Below are 24,065 nucleotides of genomic sequence, written 5' to 3'. Positions count from 1 at the left end.
AACAAATACCCGAGTATCTGTTTAGATACTCGGGTATTTGTGTAAAGGCATCGACGACCTTCTTGCCGTGCGGGACTAACGACAGAGAAACACCTCTTGCAGTGAAGGCTCAAGCCCAGGGATCGATGACGATCTTCGTGACCTGCTCTTTCTTATCGCGCCAAATTTTATACATTTCTGGTGCCTGATCGAGCGTAATGCGATGCGAGATGATGGTGCTTGGATCGATGTGGCCCTTTTCGATACGCTCAAGAAGGGGCCTCATGTAGGCATGCATATTTGTCTGGCCCATCTTCATCGTGACGCCTTTGCCAAAGGCGGCGCCGAAGGGCATCTTGTCGAGCAGGCCACCGTAGACCCCAGGGATCGAAAGCGTCCCACCCTTCCTGACAGCCTGAATCGCCTGCCTCAGCACGCTGGGACGATCAGTTTCCATCATCAGCGTTGTCTTCACCTTATCGTACAAGCCCTGCAGCTCCGATGAATGGGCTTCGAGACCGACCGCATCGATACATGAGTCCGGTCCGATCCCACCGGTCAGGTCTTTCAGCGCGGTCAGAACGCTTACATCTTCCTCCGAGTAGTTGACCGTGATGGCTCCAAGTCCACGCGCCAACGCCAATCGCTCCGGCAACCGATCAATCGCGATGATCTTGCCGGCACCGAGCATGAAGGCGCTGGCGATCGCAAATTGTCCCACGGGACCGCATCCCCAGACAGCGACCGTATCGCCCGACTCGATCTGCGCGTGCTCGGCCGCCATGTATCCCGTGGGAAAAATGTCGGAGAGAAAGAGAACTTTCTCGTCGGCAAGATCGCTCTCGATCTTCAATGGTCCGACATCGGCGAAGGGTACGCGAACATACTGCGCTTGTCCACCGGCATATCCGCCCATCATGTGAGAGTAGCCAAAGAGACCAGAGCCGGAGTACCCGTAAGCTGCCTCCATCAGATGCGCATTGGGATTGCTGTTATCGCATGCCGCCCAAAGCTTCTTCTTGCAGAAAAGACAGCCTCCACAAGCGATGGTGAATGGCACGACGACGCGGTCGCCGCGTTTGAGGTTGGTGACACCCTTCCCTACCTCTTCCACAATACCCATGAACTCATGGCCCAGAATGTCTCCTGACTCCATCGTCGGAATGAAACCATCGAAGAGATGCAGGTCCGACCCGCAGATAGCCGTGCGAGTAACCTTGATGATTGCATCTCGCGGATTGAGCAACTGTGGATCCGGCACCGTCAACGTCTCAACCTTGCTTGTTCCCATCCAGCAGACAGCCTTCATAAAAACCTCTCTCACTTATGACTTGTTGGGGATCTCGATTACGTTTAGACTGGCCGTCCTTCAGAAGGAACTGGAATGCTCTCGCCATACAGAGCTTGCTTTCGCTCTCCGATGAATCCACGATCCCCATGCGGTTGAGGAGAAGAGCGCGGAATCTCACCCGTCTCGGCAAGCGCCTTGAAGCGCCGCAGGTCCTCGATCACTGCCTGCTTCGGGTTTCGGCCTATCAGGGTTTGCCATGCCGCAGCGAGTTTACCCATGTGAAACTCGTGGAGCACTGTGACCACCGTCCCGCGGCCGTTGGATAGTTCGTCGAAGACAACCTCGCCTGCATTCTTAAATTTGCCATCGATGCTGGACCAGACGATGCGCTTACCAGGTTCATCGGCCAGCACCTCCGCGTTCCACTCGATGGTTTCGCTGCCGGCCTGCATTACCCAATGTGAGATCTTCGGACCCTTCGCAGTCACAGAGATAATCTGCTCCTTCCAGCGGGGAGCACGTTCAAAGTCTCGCCACAATGTGTAGAGATCGCTTGCCGACACTTGGATGATCGCGCTGGTGCGTATCCAAAGCTGGCCCTCTCCGTCCGTCGGGGGCGGTGCATAATGACCGTTCACAACCACTCCAGCAGTGGTAGCCTTCGGTAGCTCTTCAGCATAAGGTCGTGCATTCGCCATATCGAGCATGTTTCCTCCCATTTAGTCTTCTCGTTGTCTCGTCCCTGCCTGTACGGCTCCAGCGACGATCTTCGGTGTTGGGATGCAGTTTAGGCGCAAAGCGGCCAATGAGATGTTTGTCGCTTACCAGACATGAACTGCGGCGAACAGAATGGACTTGGAGCGTTTGCGCTCCGCTCCTCGGCACTGACAATACTGGGCGACACAGCATAGCCAACTCACCTACCCGGCCGCAAATCGCTTTGACCTATCCGACGATGCGTGCAATCACGAGATCGACACCTATGCCAGGCGGAAGCATTTCCACCGCAGACGCGGATACTTCGACGGCTCGTAAGAGATGTGGTGTGGCTTGGGTGGAATACGAGCAAGCCTAAGGTGCGTCATCCTGGCTGATGATGGGATCTTCGAAGAAAAGATTGAGGACAGTGCCCGTCTGTTCGCCACGATCACTGCTTCGGGCCGAAATGATGCCGCCGTTCTTGGCAACCAAATCTTTGGTAATCCACAATCCCAGTCCCGTGCCGCCAATCCCCTTCGTCGTAAAAAATGGCTCGAAGATATGTGCAAGGATATCCGCGCCGATGCCACTTCCGCTGTCAGCGACAAGAATTCGAATGCCTCGGCGGCCCGTTCGCCAGTTGCGGCTGGTATGCGCTCGAAGGATCAGCGTTCCACCTGAGCGCAGAGCATCATAGGCATTCGAAACAAGGTTCACCATCACCTGCCGCAACTCACCTTCGTAACAGAAAAGCGGATCCGTATCTCCACACTGCGCCAGCACTCTGACGCTGGCAGCTAACAGCCTACCGCGATAGAGCGATAAGACTGATTCCGCCATCTTTTGAAGATCCACCAGGCTGCGGTTCGAGCTTTGCTTATGAAACGGCAGGGTGTGAGTCGCAATGTGCGAGACACGGGCCAACTCCTCCTGCGCAGTCATGACAAACTTTTTCCCCTCTGGGTCATGAACGTACGATTCGAGGATATAAAGAAGATTCGTCACCGATTCCAGGGGGTTATTGATCTCATGAGCGATCGAGCTTGCGAGTTTGCCGACCGAAGCCAACTTCTCGCTTTGCAGCAGAGCCCGTTCAGCTCTCTTGTTCGCCGTAGTGTCGCGAATAATCGCCGAGAAGCCGACGAATCTTCCAGGAGCCTCGATGTGCGGCGTGAGCCGGACAGAGACGTCGACAACTTTTCCCGACTGATGGAGAACTGAAGACTCCAGAGACACCTCTTCGCCTCTGCCAAGACTCTCAACCGCAGACACGATGACCGTGAGCTCGCTCTCAGCGAAAAGCGAAGAAAAAATCCGCGTCTTCGCCTGCTCAGAAGAGATGCCGAATACCTGCTGCGCGCCATGATTCCAACTCAGGATGCTACCCGCTACATCCAGACGAAGGATGGCATCTGTCGAACGGCGCACAATCTCGGCGATCTCTTCGAACTCGCGGCGGGTGCGCAGCAGCTCGGCTTCGTAACGCCGGCGCTGCTTTGCCACAAAGATAGAGAGATGAAGACGAGTGGCATTGGCGTCAGAAGATCTATGAACGGATGCATTCACCAGGATTGGCACGGGGCTTCTATCGAAGCTGAGAATATCGAAGGATATCTCTTCCAGGGAACCGCGTAGTTGGAGGCTCGGTGCGAACTGCGTGTCGTAAAAGATCACGCCTCCACGAGTGAGATAGTCTTGAAACCGGGTGCCCGAGAGCGGAGACTCTTTCGTGCCAACCAACGCGCGAAACGCTCGATTGGCATAGAGAATCGCTCCATCTCCGCTCAATACAACGAAGCCGTTTGGAAGTGATTCCAGAGCATCCAAAGAGACGACGCCCGAATCGATCTCAGGAATAGCTAGTTCAGAAATGCCTTCAGCGCTTTCACTACTTCCTGTGGCGCGCTCATGTGCGGGCAGTGCCCTGTCGCGTTCATCATCACGAATTGGCTGCCCGGAAGACACTGGTGAACATATTCTCCCACGCTGGTTCCCGCAATGGCGTCTTTTTCGCATTGCAGGATGAGCGTCTTCGTCTTCACCTTCGACAGATCGTCACGATTGTCGGATAGAAATGTGACGCGAGCAAAATGGCTGGCCAGATATGGGTCCATCCTGCAAAAACTCGCTTCAAGCTCCTCGGAAAGCTCAGGAACGTCGAGATTGCCCATGATTACAGGCGCCATGGTAGCCGACCAAGCGACGTGATTGCTCTCCAATGTGTCGAGCAGGCTGTCGACATCCGCTTGCTCCATCCCTCCGTTATACTCTCCGGAATTGATGTAGCAGGGCGACGGACCGATCATGGTCAGAGTCTTGAACGCCTCCGGCTTTCGGACAGCGGCCAGAGCGCCGATCATGGAACTGACCGAGTGGCCGACAAAGTTGACCTCTTGCAGGCCGAGTTCGTCGACGATCTCCAGGACGTCCTGAGAATAGCCGCTGAGGGTGCTGTAGCGGGTCTTGTCAAAAGCGGAGGCGTCCGATGCTCCTGAGCCGACATAATCGAAAAGCACGATCCTGAAGTGGTCCGCAAATGCAGGAACGATACGACGCCACATATTCTGGTCGCAGCCATAGCCGTGGCCGAACATGATCGTGCGACTACCATTGCCCACGACCTTCACGTTGTTCCGATGGGTTGCCGTCATCATCTTGTCTTCGAGTATGGCAGACCGCGCGGTCGTGCGCCACGATTAGCATGTCACCGGCCTCCGGGGCTGCCTATCTCTCACGTACTTGAAACATCCAAGCCACGATTTGCGTTATCCGAATGCCCGCAAATAGTGAAGCCTCGACGCTTAGGGGCTCCCAGATGCGTCACAATCGCATCATTATCTCCAGATCGCCGGTCAGTGGAATAGAGATAAAACTGTCTGCCGTCGCACGAATCTTTTGAATGAATTCAGGACAATGCCGGGCATCATCAGCCAAGACCAGTGACCCCGACCGCAGCTGCGGCTCCACCAAGATGGAAACGTCGTTGGGCACACGCAGGCCAGCATCGTGAAATGCGCGCACAGCCCCGATAGCTGCGGGTATCGTTGAAACACATCAACTGACGGGACCGAGTTTTATGAGGGCTACGAAGTTCGTCGAAAGCTCAGCTAGGAATTCTTCCCTGTATCTGATGAATTTTCCTTAGTTTGATATCGTCTCCCGAGAGCAAATGATCAAGCTAGGCCGTCCCCCGGCAGTCGCCGCCCCGAGCCTTTTCGATAACAGGCGGAGACCATCGCCCTCGGACCAGAGAACCTTCACTTCGTCCAGGATGACAAGCGTTTGGGTGAGTCCTACACATCTGAAGTAATTTGCTCTAATAGCTTGTTCTTACGGTAGTTAAACTTTCATTTTGCCAGACCTTCAATCACTGAAACCTACACGCAGTGGCATTCATTCTGTGTATAACGCAATGAGATGCCCTCTCGCGCAACTTCAGTAAAGAGTCAGACGATTCACCTAGGGACGGAAAGCGAAGCTGACCCTATCCTCCCATTCGCAGCGGAACGTACGACAAACCGAACTGTGCTAGTTCCAGGCACGCAAGGCAGATTGATCTCCGTGCGAATCAACTGCGGGCGAGAAGCAACCTGCGCCTCCGTAGAACGGCGTGCGGTCACATCCTCCGTGACGCGACGCAGTATGCGGCCTTTTCGGTCGATGTCGGCAACCGCAAGTGTAAGTTTCGAGGACTGCCCACCACCTTCATCGTTCCAAGTGAGCTGATTCTCCGAAATGCCGACGACGAAGTTGCCGGGGGCCTCCGGCCGCTCGACCGCATGCACCTCAAGCCCTGTATACACCATCGTATTTTCGACGGCTGCATCTACGTCATAGGTCGCACGACGCGCGGCTGGGTTGCTGTTTACGCTCTCGGTGGTGTAGTAGCCATCCCTTAGATTGGCGTGAAGCCCCGGCTGCGTGAAGGTGACACGGATCTTGCGATAGGGACGCTCCTGGTCGGATTGGAGTTCGGGTCGATACGCGAGTGTGTAGTAATTCACCCCATCCCGGGCACTCTCTTCAATCTCGGCATCGATATCGTTCCTTGAAAAAAAGGATTTGCCGCCACTGGCCTTCGCCAGCGTGACGAAGTTCACATCGCCGAGGAATGGGTCTGCGGCGGGATACACTATATCTCCGAGCGGGCCGGAGTCGTCATCGACGGTAGTACTCACGGTGGAAGAAAGTGCAGTTGGATCGATGGTGTAAAGCGTCATACGGTCATCGCGTAACATGTCCACAGCTTGTTCAACTGCGGCTTTCAGGGAGGTGGCCGCAGCTTGATCGATGTTAGGACCTGAGAGCTCAACTCCCGGAAAGCCATGCCCAACCCAGAAAAGGTTCTTGTGTCCAGGATGGCCCGCTGTGGCCTGCGCAACCTGTTCCAGCGCACCCAACGACTGAATCATCTGCCGGATACGGTTCGGGTTGCGTTGCACCTGCCATGGATAACTGGCAAGGTGTTTTTTCAGCGCATTGAGGATGACCGAGCGGTCCTGCGTATAGTCGCATAACACCTGCAAATGTTCATCGCTGACGGCCAGCAGCATTGTGGGTGCACTGAGTTCGTTTGGCTGCGCGTTTAGGTACTTTTCCAACGCATAGCGGGCGAACCCCATATCATTAAAAGGAGTGTTGAGTTCGTCCAGCACCATCACGGAAACCGGCGCTTGTGGTGCACGGCTTTCAAGGTCATTTGTGGAGTGGATTTCGGTGCCGGCGGGGATATGGTGCTCTGCGGGAGACTCGAAGTAGAGAATCTTCTGCGCGACACCGTTCTCTGTCACATGGATATCTTCTTTGCTGAGATTCGTTCGGAGAGCGGAATCCTTTTGTGTCACCACGACATCCAGCACAACTAGCTGGGACGCGACATGCAGCGTGGTCCTACCCTGACCGCCGCCTCCTACGGATAAACCAGACTGGGTCGCCGGCACCTGCTGTTGCGCGATGCCTGAAGATGTAGACGAACCCATCCGCAGCGTCAAGAGCGCCAAAATAATTCCGGCTAGCCAACCCCTTTTCGTGTTTCCTCGCGCCGCCATTTGTTGCCTCCCCGTGAATAGACTTGAGCTCCGTTGCCTTTCGATCATGCTGTCTTCCCTGCCTACACCTTCAACGCTCGTCCTCGCGACTGAATTAGTTGACTGAAAAGGACAATCAACGGGCTCGCCGTGCTAAGTGGCGGTAACAAACGCGAACCATGTGGAGTCACTTTGGTGACACGGGCAATGCCTCTTTCCCCCGTACAGAAAGAAAACGATCAACGGGCGTGTCGCCTAGGCGCTCCAAGGCCTCGAGAATCCATAACGCATTAAGTTGCCAGCCGACCTTGGTCAGATGAATTTTGTCGTTGGTAGCAAAGAGCTCTCTGGTCTTCTCCTTGCCGAGCTTGCTATAGCGATCGTTCAGGATCGCATTGATATTGACGTAATTGACATGCTCCTGTTCCGCAACGTCGGCGGCCCACCCGGCGAAACGAACATTTGAAGGTGCCATTTTGTCACCGTTCCAAACGTTGTCCGGCGTGAGCGACAGGATGACCGGTACCGCTCCTTTGGCTTTCGTATCCTGAACGTACCGACGCAGATACCAACCGTAGGAATGGACAACCTCGTGCTTCTTTGTGAGTTGGTTGTCGATCTCCTCGGTTTCATCGCCGATACCTTTCATAGTCCCACGGGCACGAAACGGATCGTTGAGCCCGGAGGAATCATTATGTCCGAACTGGATGAGGACGACGTCGTGCGCGTGGATATGAGCCCGAACCCGATCCCAGAGCCCTTCGGTCATGTAGGTACGCGACGAGCGTCCCGAGGCCCCTGCTACGACCACATTGACCTTCCGTGTTTCAAAGAACGGGGCGAATTGAGGACCCCAGCCAACGCTAGTGGAATCTCCAACAATGAATATAGTGGGTAGCGACGAGTTGGCGGGAGCATACGTAACGTTGGACGGTATCGGCTCCATAGGCCGCATTGGCGTCGTATTGGCTTGCTGGCCGTGCAGGGTGAAAGGCGGCAACAGCAGCGCAGAAAGCATGATTTGAAATGGCAGTTTCATTTGAATACCTTTGAGTGGCATTTAGCCTGGACCTATTGCGGCGGTGGCTCGAGGCCCCACTGCTTGTTGGGTTGGCTGCCGAGGATTAACGTCAGTTTGCCCCCAGCACGGACTTCATTGTCGTGGACCCATGCACGATCGAGTGGTTTTCCGTTCAAGGCGGCCGACTGGATATAAGTGTCAGTCGCAGGGTCACCTTGTGTGACGTCGATGCTGAAGATTTTGCCTCCGCTCAAATGAAGTTTAGTGTGGGCGATGACGGGCGTCGTGACGATATAGTAGGGTTCGCCGATGAGCGGTTGGTAGAGGCCGATAGCGCTGAGAACATACCATGAGCTCATAGCCCCGGCATCGTCGTCCATCTCGGGAAGCAGCGCTGCAGGAGTGTCTTTGAACGCAACCTCAAAAACAGGTTTTGGATAATAGCCATGCGAGGCGTAAATCTGAACCTGCGGCTTGGTGGCGAAGTCGTGAACATACTTTTGTGTTAGCCACGGTGCGCCGGAGTAAACAAACAGATAGGGATACTCCAGGTCAGGCTCGTTCGCCATGTTGAAGTGGTGCGTGGTGAAAAGGTCGTTAAGGTCACGCGTGAAGTTGTCCGCTCCGCCCATAAGATGGATCAATCCGGGCATGTCATACGGCACTGCCCAACGATACTGGCGAGCGCTCCCTTCGTAGAAGACCGTGTCGTCATCGACGTCAGGATCCTTGATGACATGCCAGTTCCCTTCAGCGTCCTTACCCGCAAACTGAGAGACTTCTTTGTCCCACAGGACGGGATAGCTAGCCGCAATTTTCGCAAACATTTTGGCATCGGCGTTCTCGCTTTGTTGCATCGCCAGTCCGGATAAGGCCCACGCAACATAATCGTCGACAAGCGTGGTCGCGACCGTGCCGGGCCTTTTAGGCGTATAGGGCACATAGTCGAGCGTGCCTCGCCTACTATGAATGCGGGTCAGGAGCTGGTCGCGTACGAACTTGTACGTGGTGGCATCGAGATTTGGGCAGATGCCTTTGCGTGCAGAGTCCAGCAGGTATTGCTCTGCACCTTCCTGACGAATCTCTGGGACGGGCCAGTAGCCGGTGGCTTGTTCGGCGTAGCGCTGTCTGAAAACGTCGGTCAGCGATCCGCAAAGGTCTCTTGCACGCTCATCGCTAAGGAGCGTAAGCAGCGGCATCTGGGTGCGGTAGGTATCCCAGAGTGACCAACCGCTGTAGTAACGGTGACTCTTCGCAGTATGAACTTCCGAGTCCGTTCCCCGGTAGGTCTCCCCAATATCTGCAACGAGCATAGGCAACAATAGCGTGTGGTAATACGTGGTGTAGAAGAGATGCGTTTCCGCAGGCGATGCATGGATCGTGATGCGCGAGAGTTCTTGATTCCATGCGTCGTTTCCGGCTGCACGGACCTTCTCGAAATCCCATGCCAGGATCTCGCGCTTCAACACGGAGGCAGCGTCCGCCGTGCTGATCGTGGAGAAACCCACTTTCGTGGAGACAAGCGTCGTGGACGGAGCAAACTTCAGATTGACCACCGTCGCGGGGTGATCTGGGCGGAGGTCATCGACAGAGAGGATCGGAGCCTGCGTTTCGAGATCGAAGTAAATGTCGTAGTATCCGTCGACATTGCATAACATGCCGGCCCGTATTTTTCCTTCGAGACGCGTCGGCGAGACCTGGTGAATCTCGGCGGAAAGAATTTTGGTGCGACCGGTTGTGAGGTTGACGAGAATCGAGCTGGTACCACCTTCGGGAAAGACGTATTTCTCGATGCTGGCGTGCCGGGTGGCGGTCATCTCAGCGCGAATCCTGGATGCAAAGGTGACGGCGTAGAAGTCAGGCGCACCTTGCTCGGCATCTTTAATGTACTCTTGCGCGTAGTTGTCAGGATTGGAGGACTGCGGCGGCGAGGACAACGGAAGCATGGAGAGGTTGCCACCTTCTCCACTGCAACCTACACCACTCATGCGGAAGTGGGAGAAGCCCACAATCTTCTTGTCGGTGTAGTTGTACCCGTTGTGAAAATCCCCATGGATCGCGGGATATGTGTCCGGCCCAATGATGGCCATGCCGAAGGGCAGGCTGGCCGCAGGCGTAGTCTGTCCGTGATCGCCCTGGGTTCCGGCGAAGACATTCACATACTGGGTCAATTGCTGCGCAAACACTTGTCCAGCAGCGAAGGAAAAAATCATGCCCGTCAGCAGGAGGGATCTTCCACTCACATTCAACAGCGGTAACTTCATGCATTGCCTCCAATAAGAAAACATGCAACGACAATGAAAGAAGCAGCTAAATGCGGAATAACCGAGGGCAGCATGGTCGCATACCGGCTCTCGCGTGCGGCCATGCGAGCGCCTACCGCCGAGTCGGCGAGGTTGATGTCGGGGATATGAAGACGTGGAATGCCAGTCACAAATCCTGCATCGCCGTTGTGTCGCGGAGCCACCTCGGCACCTGCCTTCAGAACTCCGCAGCCGGTTCCATGGACGAGCTGCGGTTTTTCTTCCAGCACCATCGCCTGAACCGCAAGATGGGCTCGCTGTTCAGGCGGCAAGGCGGTGTTCATCCGTGGTTCCTGGTCTGTCTGGGCCGGAGCCCGGTGCGCATGCGCGCCACAGGCAAATACCGCTGTGAAAGCCCTCGGCATTACCAAGCGTTGAAGGTAAGAGATATGGGGGCCTGCGAATCGATTCATCGAGCTTCCATCGCTTTGAACTGGGTCTGCATGAAGCACGGGCTTTTAGTCCCCGCTACTTTTCTTCATCCATACTAGGTTCTAATGAAGCCCTTATCTAAAGTTATCTAGAAAACCCTTGAACGTTAGTTGCCCTGATCTTACTCGTAACCCAACTGTTGAACTCGATTTTGGCAATGCGGGAGCGATCCTTGGACACCGGCACCCGTTCTGTCACGATGACCGCGACTAATCTGTGGGTCGGCAACGAGAGTGCTCGGCCACGGCGACAGCGTCGAACGCCTCGGTGCGGCAGCGCCAGTGGTAACATTGGTTTCAGTCTCGAGCGGCAAGAGCAGGATTGTAATAACGCCTAACGTGCGTGTATAGCCAGGCTCGCGTCGAACGGGTACGACGGCATCAACAGCCTATCGTCTATCGATTCTGGATGTCGAGAGGTATCCTGAGTATGGTAGCGAAGAAAACGCGTAAGGTCTGGGTTCCCAAGACGGAAGACGAGAAGTTGGTTGTCCAAGAACAGTTGGGCCGACTCCTGATCGATGATAGCTTCGCCAGAAGCGAGCGCTGTGGTGATTTTTTGCGCTTTATCGTCGAGCGCACACTCGCCGACGATCCCGGCTCTATCAAAGAACGGATCATCGGCATCGAGGTCTTCGGTCGCAATCCCAGCTACGACACCCTCAACGACCCCATAGTTCGCGTTACGGCTTCAAAAATCCGAAAACGTATCTCCAAATACTACGAAGATCCGCAGCATCAGGACGAATTGCGGCTTTCGTTCCCTGCAGGCTCCTACGTCCCCGTATTTGAACGCTCTGAAGATGGCCCTCCTGAGCCGTCCAGCACTTCCATGCCGGCGCTAGTTTGTTCTGCGGAACATCCGGAAGCGGGCACAGGTCAATTGAGTTTGCCCAACCCCGATCTGGAATCCGTCGGAAACCCCGTTCAGGGCGCAACTGTGGTCAAGACGCAGGACAGCTTCCGTTGGGTGTTCCTCAGCCTACTGTTCGTTGCTGTTATCGCCGTTTGCGTGGCGGGTACGACTTGGTACCGCTTTTCCCGCCCAATATCAGCTGTTGCCCGTGCCCCTTTGTGGTCCGCGCTTTTCGACTCTGCTCATCCCACGCATCTGGTCACCAGCGATTACGCGCTCGTTGGCCTGCGCGAAATCACCGGAAAGTCTGTGCCGCTAGCCGATTACGCGAATCGCAAGTATCTTCCCGAATCGAATCAAGCGACACCGGAAGAGCTTCGATATTTCACTGCTCTTCTCGCAGGCAGTTCGACCTCTGATGTCGATGCTCCCATCATCGCCAGAGTCTCCGCCCTGGCTCAGCAAAATCAGAAGGCCATCGATACACGCGCATCCCGCCACATCACCATCTCCGACCTGCGAACCGACGATAACTTCATCTTCCTGGGCAGTCCGTCTTCCAATCCGTGGTCGTCGCTCTTCAGCAACGAACTGGATTTTCAGTTTGTGATCGACAAAGCCACCCAACGGGAGATTATCCAGAACGTGCGGCCTGGCCCTCACGAACCGCCAGCGTATGTGCCAACCGCCCTCGGGGGAGGGACCGGCGAATCGTACGCAATCGTTGCCCTGGTCCAGAATCTTGATCAAAACGGGCAAGTTCTGATTGTCGGCGGAGCGAACGGCGAAGGCACAGACGCCGCGGGTCGGCTAATCACCGATCCCCTCCATCTTTGGTCCGCCTTGAAGTCCTGCGGCATGGAACAACGCAGCCCGCTCCGACACTTCGAGCTTGTGCTCCGCCTCAGCACGCTCGCAGGTTCCCCAACACATCTGGATGTCGTTGCCTGCCACCTGCTACCAGGTACTGCGTCACGCTGAGGAAGCCGCTGTGCAGGTGGCTGATCTGGAATGGCGCGGGCGGATTCGGCGCCAAAAGCAAACGTCATCGAAAAGAAACAAAACACCACCCCCTTTCCTTGTGGGTGCGGCGGATGTCATCAGGTCCGGGATCTGGGAGGCACCGCTGCGGTGAGCAATGAAGCAAAAGCCGCGATCAATCGTCGCTTATCTGTCATCGAAGAACCGATGCGTCCGCCGTTAGAAGATTCAAGTAGAATATAACCCCTTTATAATCATATAGTTGTCGCAACGTTAGCTTTTCCCTTCTAACGTTGTCAGCCTCGCGCCCTAAAGCTTAGCGTTATGTGACGTTGAAAGTCTGTCGAGATCGCACTCAGAGCTCGTTCTTGTTTCATGCGGTCTGATTCAGAGATCGTCTGTGGCTGATGTCGGTGTACCCGAATTTTCCAGTTGCGCCGCTAACCGTTTTTTGCGTGTTTGTGGTTTGGCTGTTGTCCTCTTACCGTCAGTTGGGCACCGATTCCAGCGCTGTTGAACTGAGGATCGACGATCTTCTCAGCACCTCATGAAACTCACTTCAACCATCTGCCAGGAGACACCAATATGGCTCGACTTAGAACTTCGATTTTTGCATCTGCGGTCCGCAGGGCCCGTCTCCTTTCTCTTTCCGCCGCTGTTCTGTTGACCGTTGGGTGCGGCGTTTCCACACCCGGGAGTTCGGTCTCGTCCGGGCTTGTCAATGTTCCCGGCGTTCCCATCTCCGGAATGGTTCACGGCGGACAGCAACCGGTGACCGGTGCCACGATCACGCTTTGGACAGTCGGAACAACCGGTTATGGTTCTGCATCGCACAACATTGCGAGCACGACAACCGACGCCAACGGCAATTTTCAGTTCGCGGCCACGTACACCTGCACCGGCACGTACGCATATCTGACCGCTTCTGGAGGCAATCCCGGCGTAAGCGGCGGGACGAACGCCGCCATCAAAATGCTGGCTGTTCTGGCTGGTCCAACTGCAGCCAACCCGATCATTGAAAACGATATCTGCGGGACGGTGAAATCAGGAAACCCAACTGTCGACATCAACGAAGTTTCGACCGTCGCCGCTATCTACGGTCTTGCGCAGTTCTTCAATCCGACGACCGAATCTATCGGTTCGAGTTCCACGAACAGTATCGGTCTGCTCAACGCTTTCAACACGATTGCCTACATGATGAATATCCCTGCAGGCACCGTAAACGCAAGCTACACGCCCTACGGGTATAACCAAGCGAGCGCCACGAATAATTACAATGTCACGGTGACGCCTGAGCAGCAGAAGATCTACCTCATCGCTGACATCCTTGCGGCCTGCGTCAACAGCTCTGGTCCCACATCCGCGAACTGCACGACGCTTTTCAGTTCGGCGGCTCCGCCACCTACACCGGGGACCACGACCCTGGGCTCAACCTTTGTTTATCCCGCAGCGACCGATACCCTCCAGGCCGCCTACTACATGGCGGTCAATCCGATCAGCGCAACCACCGCAGGCGTACCAAATACGACGAATATCGCTAACCTGTATAATCTGGCCCCCGCCGTCATGCCCTTTCCCAGCACAAGCGCGCAGCCGACGGACTGGACTGTCGCTCTCACTCTTGGAAGCACTTCTCTTTGCGACGATAGCGGTTGCAACGTTTATGCGATCAGTGCTCCTACCTACCTGACTCTTAATGGCGAAGGCGATGTCTGGTTCCTTACAAGCAACAGCAGCACAAGCCAGGCGATCACCGCACTGATGCCATATGGCGGAGAAGGCAATTCACGGTATTACACTGACGGGCCGTTGGCGGGACTTACCTTCGATTCGGGGGGCACCACCCAAAACCAGTTTTACAAGATTTATACCGGGAAAACTGCGGGTACGGGTGCAACCGGCAGAGAAAACTATGAATTCAACACAGGTCCCAATTTTGCGCTCGGAACCGTTGGAGCCTATTTCACCGATGTGACCGCGCCAACGGTTCCTATCAACGGCACTCAATACGCAGCCGATGCCTTGAACATCTATTTCCCTGTTTCCGGCAACGGATTCGTTTATGGTGTTCCAAACGCATTTCAGACTTCGGCCACACCTGCCACCCCCTACAAGGCAAGCCCCACTACTGCTACACCGCTGACAGCTCTAAACAGTGGCAGTGCCATCACCGGCTTCACCGCCGCGACCGACGTGAAAGTGGATCAGGCGTCCAACGTTTGGGTTACCGCTCCCGGAGGCAATTCGGTTTACTCCATGCCTGTTGGCAGTTCATTGTCAAACAACACCGCAGAGATTCCCACGGCGTACACCACTGGCCTCTACGCCCCAACCGGTATCGCAATTGATCATGCGAACAACGCATGGGTGGTCAACTCTGCCGGCGGCACACCCGCAACTGGCTACATCGCCGAAATAACGGCCGGTGGAACGATCAAGGCAGATACCGTCTCAGGCCATGGGGGAATCAATACCCCTACAGCCGTGGCCATCGATGGCGCGGGCAACGTATGGGTTGCGGGCCAAACGGTCAGCGAACTGGCTTCGATTGGCGGAGCGATCACGGCCCTTTCGCCCTCGGTCGGCTTTTCCCATAGCTACAACACTCCTGGCAACGGAAGCATTGCGATCGATATGTCCGGCAATGTGTGGGTGGCCAATTCAGGCGGATTCGCAAGTGCTTCGGTGCCGGGCACTTTGACGATGATCCTGGGCGCGGCCGTGCCAACGGTTCAGCCACTTGGCTACGCCATCCAAAGGTCGACGCTGGCCGCCCTCCCGTAGAGTCGACATCCATATCAAGAAACGAACGGGATAGAGCATTCCTTCTGTTCAGTTTTCCATTAGCTCTTTGGAAATGGCTGCGGTGGCTGCCCAACCGCGGCCATCTCAACTCAACGCACCGATCGAAATCGGAGATATATAAAGACCGTACCGTCTTCCTTTCGCAACAAAGATGACAAGGTTTGCCCCAAACTTGTTCGATACGAAAACTGGTCTTTATGCATCTCAACGGTCGATCCTAGCTTGCGCTCGATGGAGTCAATACACCTGATGTTTCCTTTCCTTATTTCGCGTGGCTCGACGATTGCGTTTCTATTTGTTACCGGGACATTCCCTCTCTTTGCACAGAGCGCGGCTCCGGTGCAGGCGAAGCCGGCTGATTCGCTGGTTGAGATGATGGGTGTCAATCTGCACCTCACAATCGCGGGCTCGCCTTACTTCTACGCGTTTGATTCGATCGTCAAGCCGCGACTGAAGGAGTTGGGCGTACGTCACGTACGCGACTATCTTCGGAACGTGGACCCGCTCGAGACCGTGCGCGGCGTCTCAATGCTCGACCGCGTCAAACAGCTCCATGCTCAGGGAGTTGATTTCGTTTTCCTCGACACCCAAACCGAGAACATGGGTAAGCTTGTGGGCTACGCCACCGCTGCATTGCCCTACGTGAGGATTATCGAGGGACCGAACGAGCGGGATATGGAGAAGACGTCGATCTATAAAGGCGAGCTTTTTCCTAAGGGAGCTGTGGACTTCGAAAGAGCGACCTATAAGGCTCTGAAGGGCGATCCGCGGACGGCACGGATACCGTATGCGACGGAGTCTTTCGCCCATACGGAGCATGTGCAAGCGTTCTGCGATGCGGCGAATTGTCCGGCGGATTTTGGAGACTTAGGCACAATGCACTCCTATGCGGGTGGCCGGCCGCCAAGCGCGGATCTGGAGCGCACGATGCGAGATATCCGCCTCATTACAGGCGATCGGCCCTTGGTCACGACGGAAACGGGATATCATACGGACAAAATTCTCAGTAGCTTTGCCGGCGTCAGCGAGCTAGCCGCGGGCAAATATATGGCTCGGCTTCCGTTCGAGTATCTGAATCGACACATCGAGCTATGTATGCTCTATGAGCTCATCGACGAGCCAAATCACGGAGAGCCCGATCATATTGAGCCTGACAACAAAGAAAAACACTTTGGGTTGCTACACTCCAACGGCTCGGAGAAGCCCAGTTTTATTGTGTTGAAGCGGCTGCTTGCTCTGTTCAACGATCCCGGTCCAGCCTTTACACCGCGCACTGTAGCCTTCACAAGCGATGCTCCTGCCGATGTTCATCAGTCTGTTTTGGCAAAGAGGGATGGGCGCATCTATATCGCGCTCTGGCATGATACGACGACCTACGATGTAAAGACGAATATAGATATGCCTTCGCCGCCAGTGCGAGTTACCCTGACACTCACAGACAAGTTCAGCGGAGCCAGGGTCTATCTTCCACTGGATGGCGGTGAGCCTGGACCCATTGTAAAGATGACCGGCCGCCTCAAGGTCGATGTGCCGGACAGCGTTGTGATTGTAGAGCTGATCCCTTAGAATCTGGGCTTCCCATATATTCCCGTGCCGTGCGACCTATCGCCAGCCAGCACGTTGCTCAGGCAGCTATAACAGCCCTGAACAACATGAGAAACAAATGCTTAGTCTCTCCCTTCAATCGCCCGTGCGCCGTATATTTCAAACGGCCGAGACTATAGTCAAGAATGCCCCGTCGTTCTATCGATTTGTATCGCCGGTTCGTAAGATCATCTGCCGCTTTGGCGCAAAGTAGTAGCCAAAGCGGAAAAAGCGTGGCTTGATCGGAGAGGCCTGCATAATGTTGCAGCTCCTAACGTTCTAGCGCAGAGGCAGTCTATATGGCTATTTGACCCTTGCGAAGGAAATGGTAAGTAGTGTGCTGCGCTCTTCGGTGAAGACGCTGGTGACGAGGTCCACGCATGGTTGAGAGCGGACGATGATGACTGTGAGATAGAGAGTGAGGTCCATGGTGGCTTCGTTCTATGTTTGACCAGGCATTGGATTAGAGACAGGATTTCAGTTGAATCAAATCTCTTGCCCCGCTATAAGCGGGGGATGCGTCTACTGTTAGACCTGCAAATCTTTTAGAGCATCTGCTTTATTAGTTTGCGATAACGTTAGATACATTAATTATAACGTTGACACATTTTATGCGTGACGCGTACGGTTTCTTCGATTTCGAACTATCAGCGCAAACCGCGCCGAAAGTTCGATCTCGAATGAGTCTCTTTTTAAATCCCTCCAAAAGTGAGATAGATATGAATCTGATTAGCCTGTTACGAAGCCCATCGTTTCGCGTGTTGGCTGGCCTGACTGTTTTTTGCATCTTTGCCGTCGTTGGCTGCGGTGTGAATCCCAGCGAAATGGCGACCAGCGCACCGCCTCTGACTCGCGCGGCAACCCAAGTGCAACCCAATACTCTCCAGTCCAACCTGAATGCGATGAAAGTGATGAACTATTACCCCGCAGACGCCGGTTGGTCGTTAATGTGGGAAAACTGGAACTCTACACAGATCAACACCGACTTTGCGTTGATCGCCTCTCTTCACGCCAACACTGTACGAATCATCATCAATGTGAAGGATTTCACTGCACCGACGCCTTCAACGACGATGCTCAACGAGCTGAGCCAGATGGTTACGCTCGCACACAGCAATGGACTACAGGTTCAACTCACGCTTTTCGACTGGTTTACAAGTTACACTAATATTACAGCTAGTAAATCATGGGTTGACGCTGTCGTCACTCCGTATCAAAACGATCCGCGAGTCGCTTTCATTGAATTGCAGAATGAGATGCCGACGACAAACTCCGCTGCCATGACGTGGGCGCAGACGATGATTCCCTATGTTAAGACAGCTGCTGGAAGCATACCCGTTACCATTTCTGTAACGTCCGCAGGTGCGAATGTATCTGTGAATCTTCAAAGCCTGATCACGGCTCTGGGCAGCACACAGCCCGATTTTTACGATATTCATCAATACTATGGAGCGCCTTACCAGGATTACTACTCGATCGTGGAGTCACAGCAAGTGGCGGCGACGCAGGGGCGTCCGCTGATTGTAGGCGAGTTCGGAAGCTCCACGAACGCCGCCGACTACTCAACCAGTGATGCACAGTCGCTCACCTCTTATGAAGCTCTCCAGGATTACGGCTATCGACAGATGTTCCTTGCGGCTAAGACTGCGGGCATACCTGCTCCTGCGCCGTGGGTACTGTACGACTTCGTACCCGGATCGCTCAGTAACTATCCTGCCAGCTCCGATCAGTATAACTATGGAATCTATCTGTCCGATGGAGTAACACCCAAGACTTCAGCCGCCTCCCTTTCTTCGTATTTCGGTAGTGGCACAGTCAGCACCTCCATGAATAACGGCTTCGAAAATTATAGCGGATCCCCTTCGTTGCCCCTTTTATGGACTATATACAAGCCAACCCTCGGTAACTTCGCCAGCGACACGACACATGCTCACAGCGGCGCCGCATCGGCGAAGATCTGGAATTCCACAACATCGTCATCAGGAAATCCAAGCTTCCAGATCGATCCACTTACTGTGATCGTACCCGGCACTTCCTACACAGCCTCAGTCTATGTGATGGGTCTGAATGCTACCGGAACTACTGAAATTTGCCTCTCTTGGTTCAATACCAGTGGCACCTATACGGGCGGCAGTTGCGGCGGCTCTCTATCGGGGACAACGGGCTGGAAACAAATCTCGGTAACTGCTACGGCCCCAGCCGGAACAATCTATACCGTCATTTATCTGACTAGCGCGAGTAACACAGGCACGGCATGGTTTGACGATGTCACTTTCCAATAGTGCTAAGCGTTAGTCGAAGTGGAGTGGCCGGCTGATGATGTCAGCGGCATCATCAGCCGGGTTACGAGCGTCCAAGCGTCCCCGTCTAGACATTTGACATCTTCTTCGCGCGACTCAACTAATGGTCACGGCGAGAAGATGGGTTGTCAGACGATATAGTTCATCCAAGCTCTGAAGTTACTGGATGTAGGGAGCTAGCTCGGGAACGAGGCGTTTCGCATTGTCCGCGATGAAGACGCCAATGAACATACCGCCTGTTGCATTGACGTGAATAACGTCAATCGAGCCGTCTGCTTTGGTCTTCGAGAGTGTATCCATTTTTTGCCTGCCGACTATGTTGAAGAGGTCTGTTGGAAATGCTTCGACATCAAGCAAGGGCACATTACGTTCTTTGGCCACGGCGCGCAGAGCGTTTTCGTACACTGCGAAACCGGTGTTGTTGGTGACTTTTCCATCGCTGTTCCAGCGGCGCTCGGTTTCGTTGGTCATGAGGATGATTTTGATTTCGGCAGCCTGTGTAGCGTCGACCGCGGCTTCGATATTCTTCTTGAAGGTAACGGATCGACGTAGACGTTGGTCCTTTTCTTATCCGCATCGTTATGAGCAAAGCTGTAAAGCATGTAATCGGGTTTGAGGGCGAGGGCCTGCCGCCAGCGACCCTCAGTCGTAAAGCTCCCGGTGCTGCGACCGCTGGTGGCGAGGTTCACGCCTTCAACACCGAGCTTGAACCTGGAGAGAAAACCCAGCCCCCAGCCGGAGTCATTGGGTACGGTGGAGTCGCTCACAAGCTCAATGTGCACTGCTTTCGGATGTTCCCAGGACAAGGCGGGGAGAACGGTATTGCGCTTTGCGGCGTCGGGAGTTGAGCAATAGCACTGACGGCGCAGAGCAGAAGCGAACTTGAAAACACATGACTTGATCGGAAGAGTTGGCATGAGTTGTGGCTCCTGACATATCTAGGTGTTCAGTCCCGGCATTCGGTGGCGCATGCTTTTTTGAACGCGAGAAGGAGGCACTATGGGCCAGGTTCTTCACCGAAGCGCCACCACGACAGAGGCGGTCCGTCGAGCGATACAACATAGTCAAGAGAGCATGAGAACGCTTTCGCGGCGTTATGGCATCAACCAGACGACGGTCGCCAAGTGGAAGAAGCGCGAGGGTACAGAGGATCGACGTACCGGTCCGGCCGTTCCAAGGTCCACGGTTCTATCGGTCGAGCAGGAAGCCATGATCGTGGCGTTCCGCAAGCCTACGCTTCTGCCACTCGACGACTGCCTCTATGCTCTTCAGGCCACGATCCCGCAACTCACGCGCTCTTCGCTTCATCGTTGTCTGGAACGCCATGGCATCAGCCGTCTGCCGGAGGTCGAAGGCGACAAGCCTAAGAGGAAGAAGTGCGACACCTACCCGATCGGCTTCTTCCACATCGACCTGGCCGAGGTCCGGACCGCCGAAGGCAAACTCTACCTATTCGTGGCCATCGACCGGACTTCAAAGTTCGTTGTGGTTGAGCTCGTCGAAAAGGCAGACATGCGAGCCGCCGCTGCGTTCCTCGAAACACTCATTGAGGCTATTCCGTAGCATCCATACCATACTCACCGACAATGGAATCCAGTTCCCCGACCTGCTGAAGAACCGATAGGGACCAACCGCGCGCTTCCGTGGCCCCCTTCGACGGGGTCTGCCGCCGGCATGGAATCGATCGCCGGCTGACGAAGCCCAACCACCTCTGGACGAACGGGCAGGTTGAGCGCATAAATCGAACCATCAAAGACACAACCGTCAAGCGATACTTCTACGACACCCATGACCAACTCAAAGCGCACTTGAAGGACTTCCTCAAAGCCTACAATTTCGCTCGAAGACTAAAACCCCTCAAAGGCCTTACGCCCTACGAATACCTTCGCAAACTCTGGACTCAAGCGACGGATAGATTTACTACCAACCCTATCCGCCAAATGCCGGGACTAAACACCGAGTTTTGACATCCTGACGCCGATCTCGGCTCTAGCCTGTCCTGTGGTTCTCAGAAAAATGGCCAACATGATGTACCTTAACGTCGATTTAATCATTTAAAGCCAAAACTTTATCCTTTGCTAAGCCATCAAGGGCTGTGGCTAAATCATCGAGGCTGACATGCTGCTTGCCACGGGTTAAGTTGCGGTCGCCACGGAGATCTCAGCCATCGTCCCAATGAACGCGGGTAGGCCGGAGTCAGGCGAACACGGATCCGGCCGCTACAGAAATACACCTTTGTTCCTAATGCTGCGCCGTCCCACTTTCCCACCGTCCAAATCGGGTCGCGGCTCTCGCCTCCGGGGCGGGGATATGCAATGTCCCACACTCGCCGACGAGCGGCAAGCGATTGCGTCGGGCACCGAGTTGCTTCTAAGCCTTGCTCAATGAGCGCATCGGTCTGTAGTCACCAACTGAGAACAGCACTGATCGCTTCCGATATGCCGACTTCCCATTACCTATCCGACCTTCAACGAGTGAGTTGGCGATTTGTTACTCGTCGAGTTAGGTGCGTGTGTGCTTTTAGGCGACTGCGAAGACCGGGGCATAGCGAAGGCGTTCCGCGTCGACACGGGGTGGTGCCCCGAAGGCACGTACGTATTCCCGGCTGAATTGGGAGGGCGAAGCGTAACCAACGTTGAAGGCTGCTGTGGCTGCATCCTGCCCTTCCGCAATGAGGAGTCGACGGGCTTCCTGCAGGCGGACGTGCTTCTGGTACTGCAGCGGGCTCATAGCGGTGACGGCGCGGAAGTGACGATTGAGGGAGGGAATGCTCATATGCACGGTCTCTGCGAGTGTTTCGGACGAAAACGGTTCGTCGAAGTGGCTGCGAATCCAACGGATGGCATTGGCGATCTGCGCGGTGCGACCGCTCTCTGCAAGAGACTGGCGGAGCATTGATCCGTGCTGTCCTCGCAGCAGGCGATAAAAGATTTCGCGCGTTATGAGCGGCGCGAGTGTGACGATCATCGCTGGTTCGTCGAGGAGGCGAACGAGACGGAGGAAAGCGTCGTGAAGTGGTGCGTCGACCTGGCCGATGGCAAGCGCGCAGGCGGGGTCTGTGGGTCGTAGCGCGGGGGGCAGGTTCAAAACCATCTCTGAGAGTGCAACAGGTTCAATCGCCAGACTGAAAGAAAGGTATGGATGCTCTTCAGACGAGCGGAGGATGGTACCAGTCACCGGCAGGTCGAGCGATGAGATGAGATAGTCGTTCGCCGAATAGCGGAATACGCGGTCGCCAAGTGCGACATGCTTTTCCCCCTGGGCCATGACACACACCATAGGTGTGTAGATGAGCGGCATGCCGCCGGATTGACCGCGATTGAAGCGGTAGAGTGTGAGGCCTGGGACCACGGTGGGAGTAACGTCGTCGGTCGCGTGGCGCGCAAGGATGGTTACGAGTTCCTGCATGGCTATTTATCAGACTACTTTAGGAAGACGGTCGATCCGGAAACGTTGATCGGATCAGGCAAGGTGTTGCCCGGATCGTTCTACCGGTCGTTCCGTTCGGCGGCCTACCTTCTTGGAAGGCGTTCGAGGAGGAAATGGAAATGAGCAAGGTTTGGTTTATTACAGGAAGCAGCCGTGGGATAGGTCTCGATATCACAAAGGCTGCATTGGCCGCAGGGCAAAAGGTAGTGGCAACTGCGCGCGACGCCAGCGCAGTGACAAAGGCACTGGGAGAACAGGAGGATCTTCTCACGCTCGATCTGGATGTTACGAAGTCATCTGATGCGGAATCAGCTGTGAAGATGACGATCGCAAAGTTCGGCACCATAGATGTCCTGGTAAACAACGCGGGCTACGGACACTTCGGTCCGTTTGAAGAGGCGAGCGCCGAGGACGTGGCGAAGCAGTTCGATGTGAATCTATTCGGCGCCATGCATGTCACGCGTGCGGTGTTGCCGGAGATGCGCAGAAAGAGGAGTGGGCGGGTGTTCAACATCTCGTCCATCGCGGGCTTGCAGGGATTCGGCATGAGTTCGCTGTACTGCAGCAGCAAATTTGCGCTGGCAGGATGGTCGGAATCGCTCTCCATGGAACTGGAGCCGCTGGGCATTCAGGTCACGTGCGTGGAACCAGGTTTCTTTCGCACGGAGTTCTTGGGTGGCAGCTCGGTGCAATACGTTGACGCGAAGTTACCGGAGTACGAAGGTGGTGTGAAGCAAATGCGCGAGTGGCTGGATGGGAAACATCAGACGCAGGAGGGTGACCCGACAAAGCTGGCGGCAGCATTACTACAGTTAGTGGCAACGGAGAAGCAACCGGCGCATTTGCTGATGGGCAGCGACGCACTGCAGAGAATGCTTGACCGCATTGCGTGCGATACGGAAGAAACTCAGCGCTGGAAGTCTGTTTCGGTATCGACTGACTTCTAGCTTGCGGCACGCGGTCGCATCTTTCCCGCAAAGGTCGAAGGGTGTGGCCGCTGCTTTAGGTTTGCCAATCTGAACTGGCGTGAACAGGCCAATGCACCGGCTCAAGTGATCTGAACAGGATCAGTACCCATAAACGCCATTCTCGGAAGTGGCGCGGCTGGAGTGACGCCAAATCGCCAATGCACTCACCGTTCACGGAGTACGGCCACCCTACTGAATCCTCATCCGGAACGCTTCAAGGATGATCTGGGCTGAGCCGGAGACGGATTATAGAATAGCGACTTCCAGTGGCCCTGGCACTTCTGTCCTTTGGCTCAACGGTGACAAAGACCGCATCGATCTGCTGCATGGTGGCGGTGTCATCGGATTCGAGTACCCCGCGCTCTTTCTCGGTAGAGTTCGGGGTAGAGGA

General features: G+C 55.0%; 16 protein-coding genes and 1 pseudogene. 6 read left to right on the top strand and 11 right to left on the bottom strand.

Features of this window, described 5'->3' with window-relative positions; all coding sequences use genetic code 11:
* Positions 1-109: 109 nt before the first annotated feature.
* The 8 genes from CHB87_RS04535 to CHB87_RS21810 all read right to left on the bottom strand — a co-directional run bounded on the left by CHB87_RS04535 (position 110) and on the right by CHB87_RS21810 (position 10,604).
* Positions 110-1,288: a zinc-dependent alcohol dehydrogenase gene (locus CHB87_RS04535; RefSeq protein ID WP_089407174.1), complete on the bottom strand. Its 1,179-nt coding sequence runs from the start codon at positions 1,286-1,288 to the stop codon at positions 110-112.
* A gap of 44 nt (positions 1,289-1,332) precedes the next feature.
* Positions 1,333-1,977 carry an SRPBCC family protein gene (locus tag CHB87_RS04530; protein ID WP_176441584.1) on the bottom strand — a complete coding sequence of 215 codons (645 nt, stop codon included), beginning with the start codon at positions 1,975-1,977 and terminating at the stop codon, positions 1,333-1,335.
* Between the two features lie 364 nt (positions 1,978-2,341).
* Positions 2,342-3,934 (bottom strand): PAS domain S-box protein, encoded by a 1,593-nt coding sequence (locus CHB87_RS04525; RefSeq protein ID WP_089407172.1) that lies wholly within the window; start codon positions 3,932-3,934, stop codon positions 2,342-2,344.
* Entirely contained in the window at positions 3,829-4,623 is a 795-nt protein-coding gene (locus CHB87_RS04520; RefSeq protein ID WP_217897003.1) for an alpha/beta fold hydrolase, read from the bottom strand. The genes CHB87_RS04525 and CHB87_RS04520 overlap by 106 nt, the downstream gene beginning before the upstream one ends.
* An 801-nt stretch (positions 4,624-5,424) precedes the next feature.
* The gene (locus CHB87_RS04515) at positions 5,425-7,017 is read right to left on the bottom strand and encodes a VWA domain-containing protein (RefSeq protein WP_176441583.1); all 1,593 of its coding nucleotides are present in this window, start codon (positions 7,015-7,017) and stop codon (positions 5,425-5,427) included.
* Positions 7,018-7,183: 166 nt separating this feature from the next.
* Complete coding sequence (locus tag CHB87_RS04510; protein WP_217897002.1) at positions 7,184-8,056, bottom strand: GDSL-type esterase/lipase family protein; 873 nt, start codon at positions 8,054-8,056, stop codon at positions 7,184-7,186.
* An 11-nt stretch (positions 8,057-8,067) separates the two neighbouring features.
* Positions 8,068-10,281, bottom strand: coding sequence for a GH92 family glycosyl hydrolase (locus tag CHB87_RS04505; RefSeq protein WP_176441582.1), 2,214 nt, complete (start codon positions 10,279-10,281; stop codon positions 8,068-8,070).
* A complete protein-coding gene (locus CHB87_RS21810) occupies positions 10,278-10,604 on the bottom strand; it encodes a hypothetical protein (RefSeq protein ID WP_142988220.1) in 327 nt (108 codons plus the stop codon). Before CHB87_RS21810 ends, CHB87_RS04505 begins: the two co-directional genes overlap by 4 nt.
* Before the next feature lie 577 nt (positions 10,605-11,181).
* Here CHB87_RS21810 and CHB87_RS04495 point away from each other — a divergent pair.
* From CHB87_RS04495 to CHB87_RS04480, 4 genes are all read left to right on the top strand, one after another.
* Positions 11,182-12,588: a hypothetical protein gene (locus tag CHB87_RS04495; RefSeq protein WP_089407167.1), complete on the top strand. Its 1,407-nt coding sequence runs from the start codon at positions 11,182-11,184 to the stop codon at positions 12,586-12,588.
* Between the two features lie 585 nt (positions 12,589-13,173).
* The gene (locus CHB87_RS04490) at positions 13,174-15,372 is read left to right on the top strand and encodes an NHL repeat-containing protein (protein ID WP_142988219.1); all 2,199 of its coding nucleotides are present in this window, start codon (positions 13,174-13,176) and stop codon (positions 15,370-15,372) included.
* 270 nt (positions 15,373-15,642) lie between these two features.
* Positions 15,643-16,959, top strand: coding sequence for a hypothetical protein (locus CHB87_RS04485; protein WP_142988218.1), 1,317 nt, complete (start codon positions 15,643-15,645; stop codon positions 16,957-16,959).
* Between the two features lie 629 nt (positions 16,960-17,588).
* Positions 17,589-19,259: a cellulase family glycosylhydrolase gene (locus CHB87_RS04480; protein ID WP_142988217.1), complete on the top strand. Its 1,671-nt coding sequence runs from the start codon at positions 17,589-17,591 to the stop codon at positions 19,257-19,259.
* Between the two features lie 177 nt (positions 19,260-19,436).
* Here the strand turns inward: CHB87_RS04480 and CHB87_RS04475 are convergent, their stop codons facing one another.
* Together CHB87_RS04475 and CHB87_RS21805 are read right to left on the bottom strand one after the other, a co-directional pair.
* Positions 19,437-19,748 carry an SGNH/GDSL hydrolase family protein gene (locus tag CHB87_RS04475; RefSeq protein ID WP_089407163.1) on the bottom strand — a complete coding sequence of 104 codons (312 nt, stop codon included), beginning with the start codon at positions 19,746-19,748 and terminating at the stop codon, positions 19,437-19,439.
* Positions 19,745-20,194 carry an SGNH/GDSL hydrolase family protein gene (locus CHB87_RS21805; RefSeq protein ID WP_142988216.1) on the bottom strand — a complete coding sequence of 150 codons (450 nt, stop codon included), beginning with the start codon at positions 20,192-20,194 and terminating at the stop codon, positions 19,745-19,747. The genes CHB87_RS04475 and CHB87_RS21805 overlap by 4 nt, the downstream gene beginning before the upstream one ends.
* An 82-nt stretch (positions 20,195-20,276) precedes the next feature.
* Between CHB87_RS21805 and CHB87_RS04470 the strand changes: the two are divergent.
* Positions 20,277-21,244 (top strand): annotated as a pseudogene (locus CHB87_RS04470) (IS481 family transposase).
* A 553-nt stretch (positions 21,245-21,797) separates the two neighbouring features.
* Here CHB87_RS04470 and CHB87_RS04465 read toward each other — a convergent pair.
* Positions 21,798-22,685: an AraC family transcriptional regulator gene (locus tag CHB87_RS04465; RefSeq protein WP_089407162.1), complete on the bottom strand. Its 888-nt coding sequence runs from the start codon at positions 22,683-22,685 to the stop codon at positions 21,798-21,800.
* A 140-nt stretch (positions 22,686-22,825) separates the two neighbouring features.
* On the opposite strand from CHB87_RS04465, the gene CHB87_RS04460 reads away from it, so the two are divergent.
* On the top strand, positions 22,826-23,653 hold the full coding sequence (locus CHB87_RS04460) for an oxidoreductase (protein WP_089407505.1): 828 nt from the start codon (positions 22,826-22,828) through the stop codon (positions 23,651-23,653).
* Positions 23,654-24,065 lie beyond the last annotated feature (412 nt).

The organism is Granulicella rosea (assembly GCF_900188085.1).
In the GTDB taxonomy this organism is placed as follows: domain Bacteria; phylum Acidobacteriota; class Terriglobia; order Terriglobales; family Acidobacteriaceae; genus Edaphobacter; species Edaphobacter rosea.
Note: the sequence above shows the minus strand (reverse complement) of the source record. Positions and strands in the feature narration are given on the sequence as shown.